Genomic DNA, 19,539 nt, shown 5'->3' on the forward strand with positions numbered 1-19,539 from the left:
CATGGCGCATGAGCCGCGCATACCGGGCCAGGTCGACACGATCTACGGGTCCTGGGATCTCAGCAGCGTGCCCGCGTTCACGGGCGGATTCATCAACTTCGGCTACTGGCGGGGCATCCCGACGGGCCAGCCGCTCACCGAAGGCGACCGGCTGCGCTCCGAGCAGCAGCTCTACCGCGTCGTCCTGCAGGAGTTGGGCCGTACCGAAGGCCTCGACGCCGTCGAAGTGGGCTGCGGTATCGGCCTGGGCTGCGCCCTCGCGCTCCGGGAGTTCGGCTTCCGCGAGGTGTGCGGCATCGATCTGCACCCGGCCCAGCTCGACCGGGCGCGGATCGCCAACGCCGACGCCATGACCGAACACCCCGGCCGGCTCCGTTATGTACGCGGAGGGGCCGAGGCCATGCCCCTGCCAGACTGCTCGGCCGACTGCCTGTACTCGGTCGAGTCCGCACAGCACTTCCCCGACGTGCCGGGCTTCGCCCGCGAGGCGGCCCGCGTGCTGCGCCCGGGCGGGCGGATGGCCCTGGCCACCTTCTTCGCCCGCGACGGGCGCGCGGCCGAGGCGCTGCCCTGGCTGCTGCCCACGTACGCCGACGGCCTCGATCTCCCGCACGTCGTGGGACGCTTCGCCGAGACCCTGTCCTGCAGCGGCTTCACCGGCATCCGGACCCTGTCCATCGGCGAGGACGTCTGGGCGGCCTACGACCGCTGGCTCGCCCGGACGCCGCTGAAGGACCTCTGGCCCCGCCGCTTCCTCGAGGCGTACGAGACCGGACTCCTCGACTACTTCCTGGTCACCGCTGACGCCGCCACGGACCGGTGATCGCCAGCATGATGCCGGGGTCCTGGATGTTGGCGTAGAGGGTCCGCCCGTCCTGCGAGAAGACGACGCCGGTGAACTCGCTGAACTCCGGCTCCGCCTCGGTGCCGATGTTGAGGTCGTTGCGGGCGATCGGGTACGTCCGGCCGTCGTCCGTGGCCCCGAAGAGGTGCTGGATGCCCTCGCCGTCCTCGGCGATGACCAGCCCGCCGTACGGCGACACGGTGATGTTGTCGGGGCCGTCAAGGGCGCCGTCCTTGGACGGGTCCGGGTTGACGCCGAGCAGCACCTTGAGGGTGAGGGTCCGGCGGCGCGGGTCGTAGAACCACACCTGGCCGTCGTGGGCGACCGGGCTCTCCTCGCGGGCGTAGGAGGACACGACGTAGGCGCCGCCGTCGGCCCACCACATGCCCTCGAGCTTGCGGGCCCGGGTCACCTCGCCGATGTCGAACTGCTCGCGCACCGCCACCTCGCGCGCGTCCCGGTCGGGCACGTCCACCCAGTCCACGCCGTAGACCGTGCCGATCTTCGTGGCGCGCGAGAGGTCGTCGACGAACCGGCCGCCCGAGTCGTAGCACTTGGGCGCCTGGAGCACACCGGCGTCGTCGGCCAGCTTCCGCAGCTGCCCGCGGCCGTGCTTGAAGCCGTGCGGCGGCACCCAGCGGTAGAAGAGGCCGTTGGGCTCGGCGTCGTCCTCGGTGAGGTAGAGGTGGCCGCGCTTGGGGTCGACGACCACGGCCTCGTGGTCGTAGCGGCCGAGCGCCTTGATCGGCTGCGGGTTCCGGTTGGCCCGGCGGTCGTAGGGGTCGACCTCGAAGACGTAGCCGTGGTCCTTGGTCATGCCGTTCTCGCCGGCCCGGTCGGAGTTCTCCTCGCAGGTCAGCCAGGTGCCCCAGGGGGTGCGCCCGCCGGCGCAGTTGGTGGACGTACCGGCGATGCCGACCCACTCGGTGATCTGCCCGCCCTGCCGGTGAACCTCGACGATCGTGCAGCCGCCGGAGGCTGCCGGGTCGTAGACCAGGCCCTCGGCGAGCGGCACCGGGTACTTCCACTTCGACCGCGGGCCCTTGAGCTCGTGGTTGTTGACCAGCAGGGTCACATCGCGCGGGCCCTCGAAGGCGGCCGTGCCGTCGTGGTTGGAGGGGGTGAACTCGCCCGATTCCAGCTTGGTGACTCCGCTGTGGGTGATGATCCGGTACGAGAAGCCCGCCGGCAGCGCGAGGATGCCGTCCGGGTCCGGCTCCAGCGGGCCGTAGCCGAACTCGTGGCCACCGTGCCGCTCGGTGCCCTGCTCGTCGCCGTCACCCGCCTCACCGGCCTCCGATCCGATGGCCCCTGCGGTGGACAGCACGCCGACGCTGCCGACGAGGGCGACGCCCGCGCCGGTGTACGCGGAGCGCTTCGCGAAGTCTCTGCGGGTGAGCGGCATCTTCATCTCCTGGATGGCAAGGTCGGTCCCCATCTGTGCTGCGTCAACGGTGCCGCGCCCCGCCGAACTGCGGTTGAACACAACGCGACAGCAGGGGACCGATTGGAGAAGCCGTTCACTGTTCCACAACATCATCCCCGTTGGGCGAGACCGCAAAGAATCATGGCAAACAAGGTCATCAGTGCCATTCAATCAACAAGGCATGATTTACCACCAATCGGCTTGACATGCACCGGGCCAGGGCAATAGACATGCCCTACCTGCATCGCCCGTAAGAGAACGCGGGCCCCCCACGGCTGACCACCGTTATCACCGGCCGCCCGCCGACGCACTGGGGGCCGGCCGCAACGACGGCCGCGCTCCGGCTCAAGGACAGGTCCCGCGCAACGCCCCCCTTGGTTCCGTGCGCCCCAAAACGCGCGAGGCCGCCCAGGCGGAGCCCGGCGGGACCCCTACCGGGAAGAGGTGTTCTGGCATGAGCCAGCCCGAGATGATGCGAGGACCGACCGGGGGTCACGTCAGTGATTCCTCCCGTCAGCAGGCACTCTCCGACTTCCTGCGTCCGCACGCGCCCGTCTCCAACGTCGTCGGCTTCGGCCACGGCGTGAAGTGGACCGACGGGCAGCCGACCGGTGAGGAAGCCGTACTCGTCTTCGTGACCCAGAAGGTCCCCGAGTCGCTTCTGACCGAGCGGGATATGATCCCGCGTCACATGGACGACGGCACCCCGACCGATGTGGTCGCCGTCGGCCAGATCACCGCCCAGCGACAGCAGCACCGGTCCGCGCGTCTCGAGCAGCGGGACATGCCGTACCGGGCCGACGGCAGCCTGTCCGAGCAGCTGACCCCGCCGCTGCTGGAGGAACTGCCGCAGCTCGGCGCCTACGAACCGCAGCTCCTCAGGCGCAGGCTGCGCCCGGCCCCGTCCGGCTTCTCGGTCGGGAACGTACGGGTCACCGCGGGCACGCTCGGCAGCGTGGTGTACGACTTCCAGCCGGGTGCGACCACCGACCCGCCCGGGCCCGGCATCGGCGTGCCGTCCCGCTTCTACATCCTCAGCAACAACCATGTGCTCGCCGACTCCAACCGGGCACAGCTGGGCAGCGCGATCGTGCAGCCCGGGGTGTTCGACGGCGGCACGGACCCGGCCGACCGGATCGCCACACTGGCCCGCTTCGTCACCATCCAGTTCGCGCCGCAGATCCCGCTGGAGCAGCACAACAACGTGGTGGACGCGGCGCTCGGCACCGTGGAGTTCCAGGACGCCACCCGCGAGCAGTACTTCAGCGGCGCACCGCGCGCGTGGCGGCGCAAGTCCAATGTGGCGGTCGGCGACCTGGTGAAGAAGAGCGGCCGGACGACCAACATCAGCCTGGGCCGGATCATCTCGGTCGACGCCACGATCGATGTGAACTACGGGACGGCCGGCACGGCGCGGTTCAAGGACCAGATCCTGACGACGAACATGTCGGCGGGCGGCGACTCCGGCTCGCTGGTCACGAGTTACGACAACGTCGCGGTCGGTCTGCTGTACGCCGGCTCGGCGGTCGTGACCGTGCTCAACCACATCGAGAACGTCCGCACGCTGCTGCGCGTCGAAATCGCCGAGCAGCTGGCCTAGACCGGAGGACGAGTCATGACGACGACCGCACGGAAGAAGAGCCAGACCGAGCACCGCTATCTGAACGCGCAGGGCGCCGAGGTCAAGACGCGCGACGAAGCCTTCGCGACCCCGCTCGGTGCCTCCCCCGAGGCCGTCTCGGCGGAGTGCGCGCTGACCCTGCACAACGGCGCCGTCACCTTCGCGCTGAAGGTGCGGTACAACCCCAACTCCTACCCGCACGTGGTCACTGGGGGCGAGATCACGTCCGGTATCTGCGGCGCTCCGTGGAACATCACGGGCGGCTTCCTCGGCGAGCAGATCAGGATCGACGCGAAGCGGGCGGGCCAGGGCTCGTGCGCCAACACCATCACGATCGTCGGGGAGTTCCAGAACCCACCCGCCTATCGCGGCACCTACGGCTTCGACGGGGCCGCGTCCTCCTTCATGCACACCACGAGATACGAGTGCTGATCCGAAGCTGATCGCCCTCGACCCCAGGTTGATCGCCCTCGACCCGAGGTTGATCGGCCGCGGGGCCCCGGACGGCGGGGCCATGGCGACCCCCGCCGTCCGGCGGTCTTCCCCTCGGGTGGTCAGACTCGGAGTCGTCAGCCTCGGGGTCGTCAGCCTCGGGGTCGTCAGCCTCGGAGTCGTCAGCCGCCGGAACTCGGCTTCGAGCGGGCCTTGAAGGCCGCCTTGCGCGCCTCCTTGGCGATCTTCCTGTCCGGGTGCAGGCGCCCCATCACCTCCAGGACGTCCGCGGTCGCCGGGTGGTCCACCCGCCAGGCCGCCTCGAAGAAGCCGCTGTGCTGCCCGGCGACCCCTTGGATCAGCTCCCGCAGCTCCCCCGCGTCCTCCGCGCTCCCGAGCTGCGCCGCGATGGTGTCGATGGTCAGCCAGAAGACCATGTCCTGGGACGGCGGCGGCACATCCGTCGCGCCGCGCTCCGCGAGCCCCACGCGGGCGAGCCCGCCGAGCCGGGGGTCGTCGAGCACCTCCCGCAGGGCGGGCCCCGCCTCCGCGCCGACCAGCAGGAGCGCCTGCTGGCACGCGAGCCGCCGCCTCGGCGCGTGGGCGTCGTCGCCGCGCGCAGCGGCGAGGAGTTCCCGAGCGGCTTCGGCGGGCTCGCGCCGGGCGAGCCACTGCTCGGCCTCGGCCTGCGCCATGGCCTCCGGGTAGCCGGGCAGCCGGTCGAGCAGGACGTCGGCGCCCTTGTCCGCGAGGTCGCCGACGGCCGGGGCGTCGACCCCGTCGTCGAGCAGCCGGGCCCGTACGCCGTACACCCCGAGCTCCGTCAGCCGGACCATGCCGTAGCGCGAGACCTCCGCCTCGTCGACCTCCTGCGCGCCCTTCCGGGCCCCGCCCTCGCCGCCCCCGCCCGCGGTCTCCTCGCTCTCGTCGAGCTCCTCGATCAGCGACTCGTCCACCGGCTGGTAGTCGACGAGGCCCATGGTCGCGAGCAGCCGGAACTGGTCGTCGAGCCGCATCATCGCCGCGGAGACCTGCTCGAGGACGTCGTCCGTGGGCTCGTCCATGTCGTCGGGGACGATCACGGACGCGGCCAGGGCGGGCAGCGGCACCGCGGACTCGGCGGAGCCGCCTTCGAGGACGGTCAGCAGATAGAGGTTCCGCAGCACACCGTCCAGGAACCCGGCCTCTTCCTCAGGGTTCCAGTCCAGCGCGCCGAGGTCGGGGGCCCCGCCCTCCCCCGCCGCCTCGCCGATGCTCTCGAGAAGGTCGGCGAGGTCGGGCGCCACGGCGTCCCCGAGTACGGTCTCGAGCCCGCTCAGCCAGATGCCGAGTACGTCCTGGGGGCTGCCGGCGGTGATGAGCGCCGCGTCCTCCCCGGCCGTGGCGGTGCCGATCGCGGCGTCGTCCGCCTCGTCCGCGGTCTCGTCCTCGGTGATCTCGACGAGCCCGGTGTCGACGGCGAGCTGCCAGGCCTCGCTCGCGTCCGCCGCAGCGTACTCGTCGCCTTCGAGCCCGAGGTGGACGACCGCCTCGCGGACTCCCTCCTCGAGCAGCTCGCCGCCGGCCCCGACGCGGGTGCGGGGTCCGGCCCAGCGGGCGAGCCGTACGGCACGGGCGAAGAGGGGCGCGGCGAGAGCGTCCCGTGCCAGCTCGGCCTCCGGGGGCAGACGCACCGGGGGCATGGTGGGGCGTTCTCCGGACATCAGCAGGTTCTCCTCGGGACGGGGGCTTCAGCCGCGGGGCCGTGCGCTGCCCAAGCCTAGACGGATATGACCCCAACACCCGGTTCATGTCCCTGTCAGAAGCCGTACATCGGCCATCCCTTGACAACTCCCTTGCGCACACAGGAGATTGACGCGCGTAGAGCAGCAGTCGACACTCAGCATCGGCCGTGCGCCGACGTACGCCTCCGCGCGCCCCTCTACGCCCCGGTACGCCTCCGTCCCTCACCCCCTTCCGGAGACCTCGATGCCCTGGATACCCGCCCGTCCCCTCCGCAGCCCCGTCACCGTGGGCGCCGTCGCCGCCGCCGCCCTGGCGGCCGGACTGCTCGCCGCGCCCGGGTCGGCGACCGCCGCCGAGGTGCGTATCCACGACATCCAGGGCGACACCCGGGTCTCCCCGCTCGCCGGGAAGAAGGTCGCGGACGTCCCCGGCACGGTCACCGCGATACGCGCCTTCGGCTCCTCGCGCGGCTTCTGGGTGCAGGACCCGAAGCCGGACCGCGACCAGGCGACGAGCGAGGGCATCTTCGTCTTCACCGGGTCGAAGACCCCGGCCGTCACGGTCGGCGACTCCGTGCTGGTGTCCGGCAGGGCTGCCGAGTACTACCCGGGCGGAGCCTCCGCGGGCCTCCAGTCGGTCACCGAGATCACCCAGCCCGAGTGGACCGTCGTCTCCTCGGGCAATCCGCTGCCCGCGGCGTTCCGGCTCAACTCCTCGACCGTGCCGGATCGTTACGCCCCGACCGCTCAGGACGCCCCGACCGCCCAGGACGCGGACGGCGGCAGCATCGAGGCCCTGCCGCTGCGCCCGCGCTCGTACGCCCTCGACCGGTACGAGTCGCTGGAGGGCATGCGCACCCAGGTCTCGGATGCCCGGGTGGTCGGCGCGAGCAGCGAGTTCAACGAACTGTGGGTGACGGCGGAGCCGCACCGGAACCGTACGGAGCGCGGCGGCACGCTCTACGCCTCCTACCGCGACCAGAACGGCGGCAGGGTCAAGGTCGCCTCCCTCATCCCCTTCGCCGAGCGGCCGTTCCCGAAGGCGGATGTCGGCGACGAGCTCGACGGCGTCACGGCCGGCCCCCTGGACTACGACCAGTTCGGCGGCTACGAGCTGCAGGCCACCGCACTCGGCGAGCGACACGACAACGGCCTGGACCGGGAGAAGACCAGGAAGCAGGCCGAGTCCGAACTCTCCGTCGCCACCTACAACGTGGAGAACCTCTCCCCGAAGGACTCCACGGCCAAGTTCGAGCGCCTCGCCGAGGCCGTCGTCGCAAACCTCGCCTCGCCCGACATCATCGCCCTGGAGGAGGTCCAGGACGACAACGGCCCCACCAACGACAAGGTCGTCTCCGCGGGCGACACCCTGAAGAAGCTGACCGCGGCGATCGCGACCGCCGGCGGCCCCTCGTACTCCTGGCGCCAGATCGACCCGGCCGACGACCAGGACGGCGGCCAGCCCGGCGGCAACATCCGGGTCGCCTTCCTCTTCAACCCGGAGCGGGTCTCCTTCACGGATGTGGCGGGCGGCGACGCCACGACACCCGTGACGCCGGTCCGCGGGGAGGACGGCGAGGTCACGCTCTCCGCCAACCCCGGCCGTATCGACCCCGCGAACCAGGCCTGGCAGAACAGCCGCAAGCCGCTCGCCGCCCGGTTCACCTTCCGCGGCGAGCCGGTCTTCGTCGTCGCCAACCACTTCAACAGCAAGGGCGGCGACCAGGGCCTGGACAGCCGGTTCCAGCCCCCGGCCCGTACGTCCGAGACCCAGCGCACCGCCCAGGCGACCGCCGTGAACAACTGGGTGAAGTCGCTGCTCGCCCTCGACCCGAAGGCCAGGGTCGTCGTCGCGGGCGACATCAACGACTTCGACTTCTCCCCCGCCCTGAAGACCCTCACCGCGGACGGCGCCCTGACCGACCTGGTCACCCGCCTGCCGCGGAACGAGCGCTACGGCTACGTCTTCAACGGCAACTCCCAGGTCCTGGACCACGTCCTCACCAGCCCGGCCATCCGCCGCGCGGACTACGACATCGTCCACATCAACGCGGAGTTCGCCGACCAGGCGAGCGACCACGACCCGCAGGTGCTGCGGATCCGGCCGTGATCGTCGGGCCGGTCGGGCCGTGCCCGGGCACGGCCGGACCGGCCCGGGCCCCCGGCCTCAACACAAGCCGCATCATCCGTTCGGTCGCACCCCGCATCCGCTCCTCGCGGCGCTCGCGGGACACGACGGCGGCCCGGCAGGCGGAGGGCCGGCCGGGCCGTCGTCGAGGATGCGCCTTGCGCGGGCGCGCGGAGCTTCAGCTGAGCTCAGTTGTGGCTGTGCAGGATCTCGTTGAGGCCGCCCCAGGTCGCCTTGTTCGGGCGGGCCTCGACCGTGCCGGTGGTCGAGTTCCGGCGGAAGAGGATGTTGCTGGCGCCCGACAGCTCCAGCGCCTTGACGACCTGGCCGTCGGGCAGGGTGACACGGGTGCCCGCGGTCACGTACAGCCCCGCCTCGACGGTGCACTCGTCGCCGAGCGCGATGCCGATGCCGGACTCCGCGCCGAGCAGGCAGCGCTCGCCGATCGAAATGATCTGCTGACCGCCGCCGGAAAGGGTGCCCATGGTGGATGCGCCGCCACCGATGTCGGAGCCGTCGCCGATGACGACGCCCGCGCTGATCCGGCCCTCGACCATGGAGGTGCCCAGCGTCCCGGCGTTGAAGTTGACGAAGCCCTCGTGCATGACGGTGGTCCCGGACGCGAGGTGCGCGCCGAGCCGGACGCGGTCGGCGTCGCCGATCCGTACGCCGGACGGGACGACGTAGTCGGTCATCCGCGGGAACTTGTCGATGCTGGTCACATTGAGGCCCAGCCCCTCGGCGCGGGCCGCGAGCCGGGTCTGCTCGATCCGGTCCACGGGCACCGGACCGAGGTTCGTCCAGGCGACGTTGGCCAGCAGCCCGAAGATGCCGTCGAGGCTCTGGCCGTGCGGCTTGACCAGGCGGTGGCTGAGCAGGTGCAGCCGGAGGTAGGCGTCGTGCGCGTCGAGCGGCTTGTCGTCCAGGGAGGCGATGACCGTCCGTACGGCAACGACCTCGACACCGCGCCGGGCGTCCTCGCCCAGCGCCTTGGGCGCGGCCGCACCGAGCAGCTCGGCGGCGCGCTCGGGCGTCAGCCGCTCGGTCCCCGCCGGGCCGGGCTCGGGGGCGAGCTCGGGGGCCGGGAACCAGGTGTCGAGTACGGTGCCGTCGGCGGCGACGGTGGCAAGCCCGGCGGCGACGGCGCCGGTGGTACGGGTAGCGGTAGCAGCATCGGTCATGGTCGAACGCTAACCGGAAGCGGGCCGCCGAGGCGAACCGGTCTCATCGACCAGACGGACGCCGGGGGTGCGCCGGGAGCGGCCCGCACCCTCGTGGCGGGCCGCTCCCTTCAGCGCTGCTCAGGGCCGCTTCCCCCGCTCGCCGACGAGGGCGGCCTCCTTGATGGCCGTGCGCGACGATATCGGCGTCGTCATCGGCCGGTGGTGGTCCGGTCACAGGATCTCCGTATCTGCCGTCCGGCTGAGGGTGTCGCCCTCTGTTGCCCGCAGGAGCACATCCGGTTCACGCAGTCCGGCAGCCGATGACACGGGCCAGCGCCTCGCGGGCCTCGGCTCGGTCGAACGGACGGCCGGTCAGCAGGAGTTGCAGCAGCAGGCCGTCCATCAGGGCGATGAGGGCGCGCGCGGTCGCGGGATCCGCGGTGTAGCCGCTCAGGATCCCGACCGCCGAGTCGAGCCACTCCGCGGCGACCGGCTGCAGCGCCGCGCGGCGCAGGGCCGCGAGGTAGAGCTCGTACTCCACCCGGATGCGGCTGCGGTCGCCCGCCATCACCTCGTCGAGGAGGCCGGCGAGCCGGTCCGCCAGGGGCCCCTCCCGGCCGAGGTGGCGCCGCCAGTCGTCGAGGGCGGTCTGCGGCTCGAGGCACACCTTCCGCAGCGCCGCGACCAGCAGGTCGTCGAGCGTGGCGAAGTGGTACGTGGTGGAGCCGAGGGGGACGTCGGCCTCTGCGGCGACCGACCGGTGGCTGAGGCCGTCGATGCCGCGGTCGCTCACCACCCGGATCGCGGCGTCGATGATCCGCTGCCGGCGGTCGGGGTCGTACCGGCGGCCCATCAGTGCGCCGCCCCTCCGAGGTTGAGCACGAGGACCCCGACGATCACGAGCGCGATGCCGATCAGCTTGGCGGCGGACGCCGCCTCACCGAGGAAGATCATGCCGATCGCGGCGATGGCCGCCGTACCGACACCGGACCAGACGGCGTACGCGGTCCCGACCGACATCGTCTTGAGCGTCTGGGCGAGCAGCGCGAAGGCGACGAGATAGCCGGCCGCGGTGGCCAGTGACGGCCACAGCCTGGTGAAGCCGTCGCTGTACTTCATCGCGGTGGTGCCCAGAACCTCGGCGAGGATCGCGCCGGACAGCATCAGCCACATCATGCGTACGAGCGTACACAACGTTGCGTACGCCCGTACGCAAGCTGGGGCACAGCCGCGGGCGGGATCAGGCGGTGAGCGACCCCTTCGGCCGCAGCACGCAGAACGCGTTGTCCTCCGGCACGGGCAGGAACACGATTACGGGCCAGGCGTTCTCGTCCGCCCCGATGACGATCTCCTCCGGGTCCTCGAAGAGCATCTTCCAGTCCGGGACCTGGCACCAGAAGCTGGCACGACCCGGCAAGTCGTGGGCATGGACTGCGATCTGATACAGCGAAAGAGCCATGCCCGCCGGCGTGCCTGGAATGCAACACCGTCGCCCGCCAGGGCGCCCCTTGAGGGCGGTGGCGGGCGACGGGCGGGAATGGCTCAGTCAGTGCGGCGTACGTAGCCGCGTCCTGGTTGTCAGACGTTGAAGCCGAGGGCGCGGAGCTGTTCGCGGCCGTCGTCGGTGATCTTGTCCGGGCCCCACGGCGGCATCCAGACCCAGTTGATCCGCAGCTCGTTGACGAGGCCCTCGGTCGCGGACCTGGCCTGGTCCTCGATGACGTCGGTCAGCGGACAGGCCGCGGACGTCAACGTCATGTCCAGGGTGGCGACGTTGGCGTCGTCGATGTGGACGCCGTAGACCAGCCCGAGGTTGACGACGTCGATACCCAGCTCGGGGTCGACGACGTCCATCATGGCCTCGCGGACCTCTTCCTCGCTGGCGGGCTTGGTGGTGGTCTCGCTCATACGGTCTCCTTCACAGCGCCGCCGCCCAGAGCCTGGGCGGTGGCGTCCTTCCATGCCATCCAGCTCAGCAGAGCACACTTCACGCGGGCCGGGTACTTGGAGACGCCGGCGAACGCGACACCGTCCTCCAGCACCTCCTCCATCGCATCGTCCGGCTCGATCCGGCCCTTGGACTGCATCAGCTCCAGAAAGGTTTCCTGGATCTTCTGCGCCTCGGCGAGGTCCTTGCCGACCAGCAGCTCGTTGAGCACGGAGGCGCTGGCCTGGCTGATGGAACAGCCCTGGCTCTCGTACGAGATGTCGGCGATGGTCTCGCCGTCGTACCGGACCCGGAGGGTGATCTCGTCGCCGCACGTCGGGTTGACGTGGTGCACCTCGGCGTCGCCGTCCCGGAGCCCCCGCCCGTGCGGGCGCTTGTAGTGGTCCAGGATGACGTCCTGGTACATCGAATCCAGCTTCACGAGCGTCAGCTCCTACCCGAAGAAGTTCCGTACGTGCTCGAGGCCGTCGACGAGGGCGTCGACCTCGGCCGGCGTGGAGTACAGATAGAACGACGCTCGCGTGGTCGCGGGAATTCCGTACCGCAGGCAGACCGGCCGCGCGCAGTGGTGGCCGACCCGGACCGCGATGCCCTGCTCGTCGAGCACCTGGCCCACGTCGTGCGGGTGGATGTCGCCGAGCGTGAAGGAGATCGCGGCGCCGCGGTCCTCGCCCGTCGCCGGGCCGATGATCCGCAGCTCGGGGACCTCCAGGAGCCGCTGCACCGCGTACTCGGTGAGGGCGTGCTCATGGGCCTGTATGGCCTCCATGCCGACCGAGGAGAGGTAGTCCACGGCCGCGCCGAGGCCCACGGCCTGCGCGATCGGCGGCGTACCCGCCTCGAACTTGTGGGGCGCCGGGGCATACGTCGAGGAGTGCATCGAGACGGTCTCGATCATCTCGCCGCCGCCGAGGAAGGGCGGCAGATCCTCGAGGAGCTCCTGGCGGCCCCACAGCACGCCGATACCGGTCGGGCCGCACATCTTGTGGCCGGTGAAGGCCACGAAGTCGGCCTGCAGCGCCTGCACGTCGAGCGGCATGTGCGGGGCGGCCTGCGAGGCGTCGACGACGACCAGCGCACCGACCTCCTGGGCCCGCCGGACGATCTCCTCGACCGGGTTGACCGTGCCCAGGATGTTGGAGACCAGCACGAACGAGACGACCTTGGTCTTCTCGGTGATGATCTCGTCGATGTTGGACAGGTCGAGGCGGCCGTCGTCGGTGAGGCCGAACCACTTCAGCTTCGCGCCCGTGCGCTGCGCGAGCAGCTGCCACGGCACGATGTTGGAGTGGTGCTCCATCTCCGTGATGACGATCTCGGTCTCGCGGTCCACGCGGTAGGGCTCGTCGGCCCAGCCCAGCATGTTCGCCACGAGGTTGAGGGACTCGGAGGCATTCTTGGTGAAGATCACCTCGTCGCGGCTCGGCGCGTTGATGAAGCCGGCGACCGTGTCGCGGGCACCCTCGTACGCGGCCGTGGCCTCCTCGGCGAGAACGTGCACACCACGGTGCACGTTGGCGTTGTACCGCTCGTAGTACGCGCTGAGCACGTCGAGCACCTGGCGCGGCTTCTGCGAGGTCGCCGCATTGTCCAGGTACACGATCTTCTTCCCGTCGTGGACCAGGCGGTCCAGGATGGGGAAGTCCTTGCGGATCGCCTCGGTGTCGAGGAGGCCCGGCAGCTCTGTCACTCGGATGCGCCACCCTTCGTGTAAGCCTCGTAGCCCTCGTCCTCCAGCTTGTCGGCGAGCTCGGCGCCGCCGGACTCGGCGATCCGGCCGTGCGCGAAGACATGCACGTGGTCGGGCTTGATGTAGCGCAGAATGCGCGTGTAGTGGGTGATCAGCAGGGTGCCGACCTCCCCGGTCTCGCGGACCCGGTTGACGCCCTCGGAGACGATCCGCAGCGCGTCGACGTCCAGGCCGGAGTCGGTCTCGTCGAGGATCGCGATCCGCGGCCTGAGCAGCTCCAGCTGAAGGATCTCGTGGCGCTTCTTCTCACCGCCGGAGAAGCCCTCGTTGACGTTGCGCTCGGCGAAGGAGGGGTCGATGTTGAGGCGCTCCATGGCCTGCTTGACCTCCTTCACCCAGGTGCGCAGCTTGGGGGCCTCACCGCGGATGGCGGTCGCGGAGGTGCGCAGGAAGTTGCTCACCGAGACGCCGGGGACCTCGACCGGGTACTGCATGGCGAGGAAGACACCGGCCCGCGCGCGCTCGTCGACGGACATCTCCAGGACGTTCTCGCCGTCGAGCGTGACGGTGCCGCCGGTGACCGTGTACTTCGGGTGACCCGCGAGCGAGTACGCGAGGGTGGACTTGCCGGAGCCGTTCGGGCCCATGATGGCGTGCGTCTCGCCCTGCTTCACGGTCAGGTCGACGCCGCGCAGGATCTCGCGGGGGCCGCCTTCGGCTTCGACGGAGACGTGCAGGTCGTGGATCTCAAGCGTTGCCATGGGTGCCTCAGGACTCCTGGGTGACGGAGACGAGCACGTCGTCCCCTTCGATCTTTACGGGGTATACGGGGACAGGACGCGTCGCGGGCAGGCCGGACGGCTTGCCGGTGCGCAGGTCGAAGCGCGACCCGTGCAGCCAGCACTCGATGGTGCAGTCGTCCACCTCGCCCTCCGACAGCGAGACGTTCGCGTGCGAGCAGATGTCGTAGATCGCGAAGACGTCATCGTCGGTGCGGATAACCGACACCGGCGTGCCCTCGAGCTCGACACGCTTGGGCATGTCCTCCTCGAGCTCGCTCAGCGCGCAGACACGGACGAAGCCTTCGGCTGTCATGCGACGGACGCCTCCAGCTCGGCCTCGATCTTGGTGAGCAGGCGCTCCTGGAGGTCCGGCAGGCCGATCTGCTGGACGAGCTCGGCGAAGAAGCCGCGGACCACCAGGCGGCGGGCCTCCTCGGACGAGATGCCCCGGGACATCAGGTAGAAAAGCTGCTCGTCCTCGAAGCGGCCGGTCGCCGAGGCGTGGCCGGCGCCGACGATCTCACCGGTCTCGATCTCCAGGTTCGGGACCGAGTCGACGCGGGCGCCGTCGGTGAGGACCAGGTTGCGGTTCAGCTCGTAGGTGTCCGTGCCGGTGGCGCTGGCCCGGATCAGCACGTCGCCGATCCACACCGCATGCGCGTCCTGGCCCTGCAGCGCGCCCTTGTACGCGACGTTGCTGCGGCAGTTCGGCGCCTGGTGGTCGACGAACAGCCGGTGCTCCTGGTGCTGGCCGTTGTCGGTGAAGTACAGGCCGTAGAGCTCGGCCTCGCCGCCGGGGCCCGCGTACTGCACGCGCGGGTGGAGACGTACGAGGTCGCCGCCGAAGGTCACGACGACGGACTTGAAGGTGGCGTCGCGGCCGACGAGCGCGGTGTGCTGCCCTGCGTGCACCGCGGTGTCGTCCCAGTCCTGGACGGAGACGACGGTCAGCTTGGCGCCGTCGCCGAGGTGGTACTCGACGTTGGCGGCGAGCACGGCGTCGCCGGTGTGGTCGATCACGACGACGGCCTCGGCGAACGCGCCCAGCTCGATGACCTGGTGGCCGAAGGCGGTGCCGCCCTCGCCGTGCACGGCGATCCGGACCGGCTCGGCCAGCACGGCCTCCTTGGGCACCGTGACGACCGAGGCCTTCTCGAAGCCGGAGAACGCCTGCGCGGCGACCCGGTCCACGGGCTTGCCGGCCTTGCCCACGCGGGCGTCGTCGCGGCCCACGGTCTCGACCGTCACGCCCTCGGGCGCGGTGACCTCGACCTTGATCCCGCCGCCGTCCGCGACGGCGGTGCCGTCGTGGAGCCCCTTCAGCCGCTCGAGCGGGGTGAAGCGCCACTCCTCCTCGCGGCCGTGAGGCACCGGGAAGTCCGCCACGTCGTAGGACGGCGGCGCACTCATCCGGGTGGCGGTGGTGGACTCGGCGGCCACCGCGATGGATCCGGAGGTGGTGGAACCCGCCGGAATGTTCTGAGGCTCGGCCATGGCTGTCGTCGTGCTCACTTTCTGAAGAGGTGCAGCCTGCGTCAGAGAACAGTGCTGCTCGTGGTACGGGCGGGGGGCGTCAGCCGACCGCGCCCTCCATCTGCAGCTCGATCAGCCGGTTGAGCTCCAGCGCGTACTCCATGGGCAGCTCGCGCGCGATCGGCTCGACGAAGCCGCGCACGATCATCGCCATGGCCTCGTCCTCGGAGAGGCCGCGGCTCATCAGGTAGAAGATCTGGTCGTCGCTGACCTTGGAGACGGTCGCCTCGTGGCCCATGGACACGTCGTCCTCGCGGACGTCCACGTACGGGTACGTGTCCGAGCGGGACATGGTGTCGACCAGCAGCGCGTCGCAGAGCACGTTGGACTTCGAGCCCTCGGCGCCCTCGCCGATCTCGATCAGACCGCGGTACGAGGTGCGGCCGCCGCCTCGCGCCACCGACTTGGAGACGATGTTCGACGAGGTGTGCGGGGCCATGTGGACCATCTTGGCGCCGGCGTCCTGGTGCTGGCCCTCGCCAGCGAAGGCGATGGACAGGGTCTCACCCTTGGCGTGCTCGCCCATCAGGTAGACGGCCGGGTACTTCATCGTGACCTTGGAGCCGATGTTGCCGTCGACCCACTCCATGGTCGCGCCCTCGTAGGCCACGGCGCGCTTGGTGACCAGGTTGTAGACGTTGTTCGACCAGTTCTGGATGGTCGTGTAACGGCAGCGGGCGTTCTTCTTGACGATGATCTCGACGACCGCGGAGTGCAGCGAGTCCGACTTGTAGATCGGCGCGGTGCAGCCCTCGACGTAGTGCACATAGGCACCCTCGTCGACAACGATCAGCGTCCGCTCGAACTGGCCCATGTTCTCGGTGTTGATCCGGAAGTAGGCCTGGAGCGGGATCTCGACGTGCACGCCCTTCGGCACGTAGATGAAGGAGCCGCCCGACCACACGGCGGTGTTCAGCGAGGCGAACTTGTTGTCGCCCGCCGGGATGACCGTGCCGAAGTACTCCTTGAAGAGCTCGGGGTGCTCCCGGAGACCGGTGTCGGTGTCCAGGAAGATGACGCCCTGCTCCTCGAGGTCCTCGCGGATCTTGTGGTAGACGACCTCGGACTCGTACTGCGCGGCGACACCGGCGACGAGGCGCTGCTTCTCGGCCTCCGGGATGCCCAGCTTGTCGTAGGTGTTCTTGATGTCCTCGGGGAGCTCCTCCCAGGAAGCGGCCTGCTTCTCGGTGGAGCGCACGAAGTACTTGATGTTGTCGAAGTCGATGCCGGAGAGGTCGGAGCCCCAGTTCGGCATGGGCTTCTTGTCGAAGAGACGCAGGCCCTTCAGACGCAGCTTCAGCATCCAGTCAGGCTCAGACTTCTTCGCGGAGATGTCGCGGACGACCTCCTCCGACAGCCCGCGCTTCGCGGAAGCGCCGGCGAGGTCGGAGTCGGCCCAGCCGTACTCGTAGGTGCCCAGGCCCTCGAGCTCAGGGTGGGCAGTCTCCGTGGGGAGAGTCATTCGGGGTTCCTCCCGGCCGTGCTTGCAGATGCTGTGGTGGTCTTGGTGGTGCGCTTGCCCGGCGGCTGGGGGCCGTGGCCCGCCTTCGGGACGAAGGTGGTGCAGACCCCGTCGCCGTGGGCGATCGTGGCCAGCCGCTGCACATGGGTGCCGAGCAGGCGGGAGAAGACCTCGGTCTCCGCCTCGCACAGCTGCGGGTACTGCTCGGCCACATGGGCGACCGGGCAGTGGTGCTGGCAGAGCTGCTCGCCGACCGGTGCGCTGCGCGCCGTAGCAGCGTACCCGTCCGCAGTCAATGCCTTGGCCAGCGCCTCGGTGCGATCCTCGGGAGCGGCGCTCTCGACGGCTTCGCGGTAGGTCTCGGCCTGGGCGGCGAGGCGGGCGCGGGCGAACGCCGCGACCGCGGCGTCGCCCATCTCACCTCCGCCTGCGGACTGCGCGATCCAGCGCAGGGCGTCGACGGCCAGATTGTCGTAGGCCTGCTCGAAGGCGTCCCGCCCGCAGTCGGTGAGGGCGAACACCTTGGCGGGGCGGCCGCGGCCCCGCGAGCCGTAGACCCGCTGTTCGCGGGGCTCGACGACGCCGTCGGTGACCAGCGAGTCCAGATGCCGGCGGACCGCGGCCTGGGTCAGTTCGAGCCGCAGGGCGAGTTCGGCAGCGGTGGAGGGCCCGTGGTCGAGGATCGACCTGGCCACCCGGTTACGGGTGCTGCGCTGGCCTTCGTCGCCGAACGGCGCTGCGGGCGCGGGCACGCTTGACGCGGCGGTCGCTTCGACCGCCGCAGCCCTCTGAGCCTCGCTCGCGTATTTCACAACGCCATTGTTGCGTAATTCCCTGGGCTGCGACAAGCGGAGATCCATTCGGCCGGGGGTGTGCTCGGTCACTAAGGGTTACCTAAACGGCGAGGTCCGGGCTGCGCACTGGCCGGATCCCGCCGGGCTTTCGCCCCTGACGGCGGCGCGCCCGGCCCCGGTTCGTAGACTTCCCGGCATGCGCAGTGTCCTCCCGGGGGGCGACCCTCCCCCAGCTCATGCTGGGGGCGCCGCCAGGCCCCCCGGCCAAGAGCCCGTCGTCCAGGTCCAAGGGCTGGTCAAGCGGTACGGCCGGAAGACCGCGGTGGACGGCCTCGACCTCTCCGTCGGGGCAGGCACGATCACCGCGATACTCGGCCCCAACGGCGCCGGGAAGACCACCACCGTCGAGACCTGCGAGGGCTACCGGCGGCCCGACGCGGGGAGAGTCCGGGTCCTCGGACTCGACCCGGTCGCCGACGCCGCCGCCCTGCGCCCGCGCATCGGCGTGATGCTCCAATCGGGCGGGGTTTATCCCGGCGCCCGCGCAGAAGAGATGCTGCGCCACATCGCCAAACTGCACGCCCACCCCGTGGACGTCGGTTCGCTCATCGAGCGCCTCGGCCTCGGCGGCTGCGGCCCTACGGCCTACCGTCGGCTCTCCGGCGGCCAGCAGCAGCGGCTCGCGCTCGCCATGGCCGTCGTGGGTCGGCCCGAGCTGGTCTTCCTCGACGAGCCGACCGCCGGACTCGACCCGCAGGCCAGGCACGCCACCTGGGACCTGGTGCGCGAGCTGCGCTCCGACGGCGTGACCGTCGTCCTGACCACCCACTACATGGACGAGGCCGAGCAGCTCGCGGACGATGTCGCGATCATCGACGGGGGGAAGGTCGCGGCACAGGGCAGCCCCGAGGAGCTGTGCCGGGGCGGCGCCGAGAACACCCTGCGCTTCACCGGGCGGCCCGCCCTCGATCTCGCCACGCTCCTCAAGGCGCTGCCCGCCGACACCGTGGCCGCCGAGCTCACGCCGGGCACGTACCGGGTCACCGGCAGGGTCGACCCGCAGCTGCTGGCCACCGTCACCTCCTGGTGCGCACAGCACGGCGTGATGCCGGACCGGATCTCGGTCGAACGGCACACCCTGGAGGACGTCTTCCTGGAGCTGACCGGCAAGGAGCTGCGCGCATGACCGCCACCGGCACGACCGGCGCGACCGGCACGGCCCCCGGCACGTTCGCCCCGCAGCCGGGCCGGGCGCCGCTGGCCCGGATGATCGCCGCGCAGACGGCGCTGGAGACCCGGATGCTGCTGCGCAACGGCGAGCAGCTCCTGCTGACCGTCGTCATCCCGACCCTCCTGCTGACGCTCTTCGGCGCGGTCGACATCGTCGATACGGGTGAGGGCGAGGCGGTGGACTTCCTGGCACCGGGGGTCCTGGCGCTGGCCGTGATGTCCACGGCCTTCACCGGGCAGGCCATCGCCACCGGCTTCGAGCGGCGGTACGGCGTCCTCAAGCGCCTCGGCGCCTCGCCGCTGCCGCGCTGGGCGCTGATGACCGCGAAGACGGGCTCGGTGCTGGTCACCGAAGTGCTGCAGATCGCGCTGCTGACGCTGGTGGCCTTCGCGCTGGGCTGGTCGCCCCGGGGCAATCCGCTGTACGTCCTGCTGCTGCTCGTCCTCGGCACGGCCGCCTTCTCGGGGCTCGGCCTGCTGATGGCGGGCACCCTCAGGGCGGAGGCGACCCTGGCGGCGGCGAACCTGGTCTTCCTGCTCCTGCTGGTCGGCGGCGGGGTCATCGTGCCGCTGGACAAGTTCCCGGAGGCGGCGCAGGGCGTGCTGGAGCTGCTGCCCATCTCGGCGCTGTCGGACGGGCTGCGGGATGTGCTCCAGCACGGAGCCCAGATCCCCTTGGGCGACCTGGGCATTCTCGCGGCGTGGGCGGTGCTCGGCCTGGGCGCCGCGGCCCGCTTCTTCCGCTGGGAATGAGCGCATCCC

The 19,539-nt window shown here is 70.6% G+C and carries 20 protein-coding genes; 6 read left to right on the forward strand and 14 right to left on the reverse strand.

What is annotated here, in order from left to right; all coding sequences use genetic code 11:
* Position 1: 1 nt before the first annotated feature.
* On the forward strand, positions 2 to 823 hold the full coding sequence (locus tag ACTWP8_RS18095) for a class I SAM-dependent methyltransferase (RefSeq protein ID WP_443323164.1): 822 nt from the start codon (positions 2 to 4) through the stop codon (positions 821 to 823).
* Here the strand turns inward: ACTWP8_RS18095 and ACTWP8_RS18100 are convergent.
* Positions 795 to 2,249, reverse strand: coding sequence for an alkaline phosphatase PhoX (locus ACTWP8_RS18100; protein ID WP_443323245.1), 1,455 nt, complete (start codon positions 2,247 to 2,249; stop codon positions 795 to 797). The genes ACTWP8_RS18095 and ACTWP8_RS18100 overlap by 29 nt on opposite strands.
* A gap of 475 nt (positions 2,250 to 2,724) precedes the next feature.
* Here ACTWP8_RS18100 and ACTWP8_RS18105 point away from each other — a divergent pair, with 475 nt between their 5' ends.
* Both ACTWP8_RS18105 and ACTWP8_RS18110 read left to right on the forward strand, forming a co-directional pair.
* Positions 2,725 to 3,870 (forward strand): hypothetical protein, encoded by a 1,146-nt coding sequence (locus tag ACTWP8_RS18105; protein ID WP_443323165.1) that lies wholly within the window; start codon positions 2,725 to 2,727, stop codon positions 3,868 to 3,870.
* Positions 3,871 to 3,885: 15 nt separating this feature from the next.
* The gene (locus tag ACTWP8_RS18110; RefSeq protein WP_443323166.1) at positions 3,886 to 4,323 is read left to right on the forward strand and encodes a hypothetical protein; all 438 of its coding nucleotides are present in this window, start codon (positions 3,886 to 3,888) and stop codon (positions 4,321 to 4,323) included.
* Positions 4,324 to 4,505: 182 nt separating this feature from the next.
* Here ACTWP8_RS18110 and ACTWP8_RS18115 read toward each other — a convergent pair whose 3' ends face one another.
* Entirely contained in the window at positions 4,506 to 6,026 is a 1,521-nt protein-coding gene (locus ACTWP8_RS18115; RefSeq protein ID WP_443323167.1) for a hypothetical protein, read from the reverse strand.
* Positions 6,027 to 6,291: 265 nt separating this feature from the next.
* Here ACTWP8_RS18115 and ACTWP8_RS18120 point away from each other — a divergent pair, with 265 nt between their 5' ends.
* Positions 6,292 to 8,157, forward strand: coding sequence for an endonuclease/exonuclease/phosphatase family protein (locus ACTWP8_RS18120; protein ID WP_443323168.1), 1,866 nt, complete (start codon positions 6,292 to 6,294; stop codon positions 8,155 to 8,157).
* A gap of 206 nt (positions 8,158 to 8,363) precedes the next feature.
* Here ACTWP8_RS18120 and dapD read toward each other — a convergent pair whose 3' ends face one another.
* The 12 genes from dapD to ACTWP8_RS18180 all read right to left on the reverse strand — a co-directional run bounded on the left by dapD (position 8,364) and on the right by ACTWP8_RS18180 (position 17,565).
* A complete protein-coding gene (gene dapD, locus ACTWP8_RS18125; RefSeq protein ID WP_443323169.1) occupies positions 8,364 to 9,356 on the reverse strand; it encodes a 2,3,4,5-tetrahydropyridine-2,6-dicarboxylate N-succinyltransferase in 993 nt (330 codons plus the stop codon).
* Between the two features lie 283 nt (positions 9,357 to 9,639).
* Complete coding sequence (locus tag ACTWP8_RS18130; protein ID WP_443323170.1) at positions 9,640 to 10,191, reverse strand: TetR/AcrR family transcriptional regulator; 552 nt, start codon at positions 10,189 to 10,191, stop codon at positions 9,640 to 9,642.
* Positions 10,191 to 10,514 (reverse strand): DMT family transporter, encoded by a 324-nt coding sequence (locus tag ACTWP8_RS18135; protein WP_443323171.1) that lies wholly within the window; start codon positions 10,512 to 10,514, stop codon positions 10,191 to 10,193. The genes ACTWP8_RS18130 and ACTWP8_RS18135 overlap by 1 nt, the downstream gene beginning before the upstream one ends.
* 64 nt (positions 10,515 to 10,578) lie before the next feature.
* Positions 10,579 to 10,797 carry a hypothetical protein gene (locus ACTWP8_RS18140; RefSeq protein WP_443323172.1) on the reverse strand — a complete coding sequence of 73 codons (219 nt, stop codon included), beginning with the start codon at positions 10,795 to 10,797 and terminating at the stop codon, positions 10,579 to 10,581.
* Between the two features lie 119 nt (positions 10,798 to 10,916).
* A complete protein-coding gene (locus tag ACTWP8_RS18145; protein WP_443323173.1) occupies positions 10,917 to 11,246 on the reverse strand; it encodes a metal-sulfur cluster assembly factor in 330 nt (109 codons plus the stop codon).
* Positions 11,243 to 11,707 carry a Fe-S cluster assembly sulfur transfer protein SufU gene (sufU, locus tag ACTWP8_RS18150; protein ID WP_443313550.1) on the reverse strand — a complete coding sequence of 155 codons (465 nt, stop codon included), beginning with the start codon at positions 11,705 to 11,707 and terminating at the stop codon, positions 11,243 to 11,245. The genes ACTWP8_RS18145 and sufU overlap by 4 nt, the downstream gene beginning before the upstream one ends.
* 12 nt (positions 11,708 to 11,719) lie before the next feature.
* The gene (locus ACTWP8_RS18155; RefSeq protein WP_443323174.1) at positions 11,720 to 12,976 is read right to left on the reverse strand and encodes a cysteine desulfurase; all 1,257 of its coding nucleotides are present in this window, start codon (positions 12,974 to 12,976) and stop codon (positions 11,720 to 11,722) included.
* Complete coding sequence (gene sufC / locus ACTWP8_RS18160) at positions 12,973 to 13,737, reverse strand: Fe-S cluster assembly ATPase SufC (protein ID WP_443323175.1); 765 nt, start codon at positions 13,735 to 13,737, stop codon at positions 12,973 to 12,975. The genes ACTWP8_RS18155 and sufC overlap by 4 nt, the downstream gene beginning before the upstream one ends.
* Before the next feature lie 7 nt (positions 13,738 to 13,744).
* Entirely contained in the window at positions 13,745 to 14,071 is a 327-nt protein-coding gene (locus tag ACTWP8_RS18165) for a non-heme iron oxygenase ferredoxin subunit (RefSeq protein ID WP_443323176.1), read from the reverse strand.
* Complete coding sequence (sufD, locus tag ACTWP8_RS18170) at positions 14,068 to 15,252, reverse strand: Fe-S cluster assembly protein SufD (RefSeq protein WP_443323177.1); 1,185 nt, start codon at positions 15,250 to 15,252, stop codon at positions 14,068 to 14,070. Before sufD ends, ACTWP8_RS18165 begins: the two co-directional genes overlap by 4 nt.
* Before the next feature lie 79 nt (positions 15,253 to 15,331).
* Positions 15,332 to 16,753 carry a Fe-S cluster assembly protein SufB gene (sufB, locus tag ACTWP8_RS18175; RefSeq protein ID WP_443313545.1) on the reverse strand — a complete coding sequence of 474 codons (1,422 nt, stop codon included), beginning with the start codon at positions 16,751 to 16,753 and terminating at the stop codon, positions 15,332 to 15,334.
* Positions 16,750 to 17,565, reverse strand: a complete 816-nt coding sequence (locus ACTWP8_RS18180) for a helix-turn-helix transcriptional regulator (RefSeq protein ID WP_443323178.1) — start codon at positions 17,563 to 17,565, stop codon at positions 16,750 to 16,752. The genes sufB and ACTWP8_RS18180 overlap by 4 nt, the downstream gene beginning before the upstream one ends.
* A 178-nt stretch (positions 17,566 to 17,743) precedes the next feature.
* Between ACTWP8_RS18180 and ACTWP8_RS18185 the strand changes: the two genes are divergently transcribed.
* Positions 17,744 to 18,733, forward strand: coding sequence for an ABC transporter ATP-binding protein (locus tag ACTWP8_RS18185; RefSeq protein ID WP_443323179.1), 990 nt, complete (start codon positions 17,744 to 17,746; stop codon positions 18,731 to 18,733).
* On the forward strand, positions 18,730 to 19,530 hold the full coding sequence (locus ACTWP8_RS18190) for an ABC transporter permease (RefSeq protein ID WP_443323180.1): 801 nt from the start codon (positions 18,730 to 18,732) through the stop codon (positions 19,528 to 19,530). The genes ACTWP8_RS18185 and ACTWP8_RS18190 overlap by 4 nt, the downstream gene beginning before the upstream one ends.
* Positions 19,531 to 19,539 lie beyond the last annotated feature (9 nt).

This window comes from Streptomyces sp. 7N604 (assembly GCF_052245475.1).
Classification (GTDB): Bacteria; Actinomycetota; Actinomycetes; order Streptomycetales; family Streptomycetaceae; genus Streptomyces.

What these genes read in the sequence shown, in the direction of transcription:
- sufD (WP_443323177.1), bottom strand. Translation starts at nt 15,252, where the DNA reads ATGGCCGAGCCTCAGAACATTCCGGCGGGTTCCACCACCTCCGGATCC.
- dapD (WP_443323169.1), bottom strand. Translation starts at nt 9,356, where the DNA reads ATGACCGATGCTGCTACCGCTACCCGTACCACCGGCGCCGTCGCCGCC.
- sufB (WP_443313545.1), bottom strand. Translation starts at nt 16,753, where the DNA reads ATGACTCTCCCCACGGAGACTGCCCACCCTGAGCTCGAGGGCCTGGGC.
- ACTWP8_RS18115 (WP_443323167.1), bottom strand. Translation starts at nt 6,026, where the DNA reads ATGTCCGGAGAACGCCCCACCATGCCCCCGGTGCGTCTGCCCCCGGAG.
- ACTWP8_RS18165 (WP_443323176.1), bottom strand. Translation starts at nt 14,071, where the DNA reads ATGACAGCCGAAGGCTTCGTCCGTGTCTGCGCGCTGAGCGAGCTCGAG.
- ACTWP8_RS18135 (WP_443323171.1), bottom strand. Translation starts at nt 10,514, where the DNA reads ATGATGTGGCTGATGCTGTCCGGCGCGATCCTCGCCGAGGTTCTGGGC.
- ACTWP8_RS18140 (WP_443323172.1), bottom strand. Translation starts at nt 10,797, where the DNA reads ATGGCTCTTTCGCTGTATCAGATCGCAGTCCATGCCCACGACTTGCCG.
- ACTWP8_RS18110 (WP_443323166.1), top strand. Translation starts at nt 3,886, where the DNA reads ATGACGACGACCGCACGGAAGAAGAGCCAGACCGAGCACCGCTATCTG.
- sufC (WP_443323175.1), bottom strand. Translation starts at nt 13,737, where the DNA reads ATGGCAACGCTTGAGATCCACGACCTGCACGTCTCCGTCGAAGCCGAA.
- ACTWP8_RS18120 (WP_443323168.1), top strand. Translation starts at nt 6,292, where the DNA reads ATGCCCTGGATACCCGCCCGTCCCCTCCGCAGCCCCGTCACCGTGGGC.
- ACTWP8_RS18130 (WP_443323170.1), bottom strand. Translation starts at nt 10,191, where the DNA reads ATGGGCCGCCGGTACGACCCCGACCGCCGGCAGCGGATCATCGACGCC.
- ACTWP8_RS18105 (WP_443323165.1), top strand. Translation starts at nt 2,725, where the DNA reads ATGAGCCAGCCCGAGATGATGCGAGGACCGACCGGGGGTCACGTCAGT.
- ACTWP8_RS18145 (WP_443323173.1), bottom strand. Translation starts at nt 11,246, where the DNA reads ATGAGCGAGACCACCACCAAGCCCGCCAGCGAGGAAGAGGTCCGCGAG.
- ACTWP8_RS18190 (WP_443323180.1), top strand. Translation starts at nt 18,730, where the DNA reads ATGACCGCCACCGGCACGACCGGCGCGACCGGCACGGCCCCCGGCACG.
- ACTWP8_RS18100 (WP_443323245.1), bottom strand. Translation starts at nt 2,249, where the DNA reads ATGCCGCTCACCCGCAGAGACTTCGCGAAGCGCTCCGCGTACACCGGC.
- ACTWP8_RS18095 (WP_443323164.1), top strand. Translation starts at nt 2, where the DNA reads ATGGCGCATGAGCCGCGCATACCGGGCCAGGTCGACACGATCTACGGG.
- ACTWP8_RS18185 (WP_443323179.1), top strand. Translation starts at nt 17,744, where the DNA reads ATGCGCAGTGTCCTCCCGGGGGGCGACCCTCCCCCAGCTCATGCTGGG.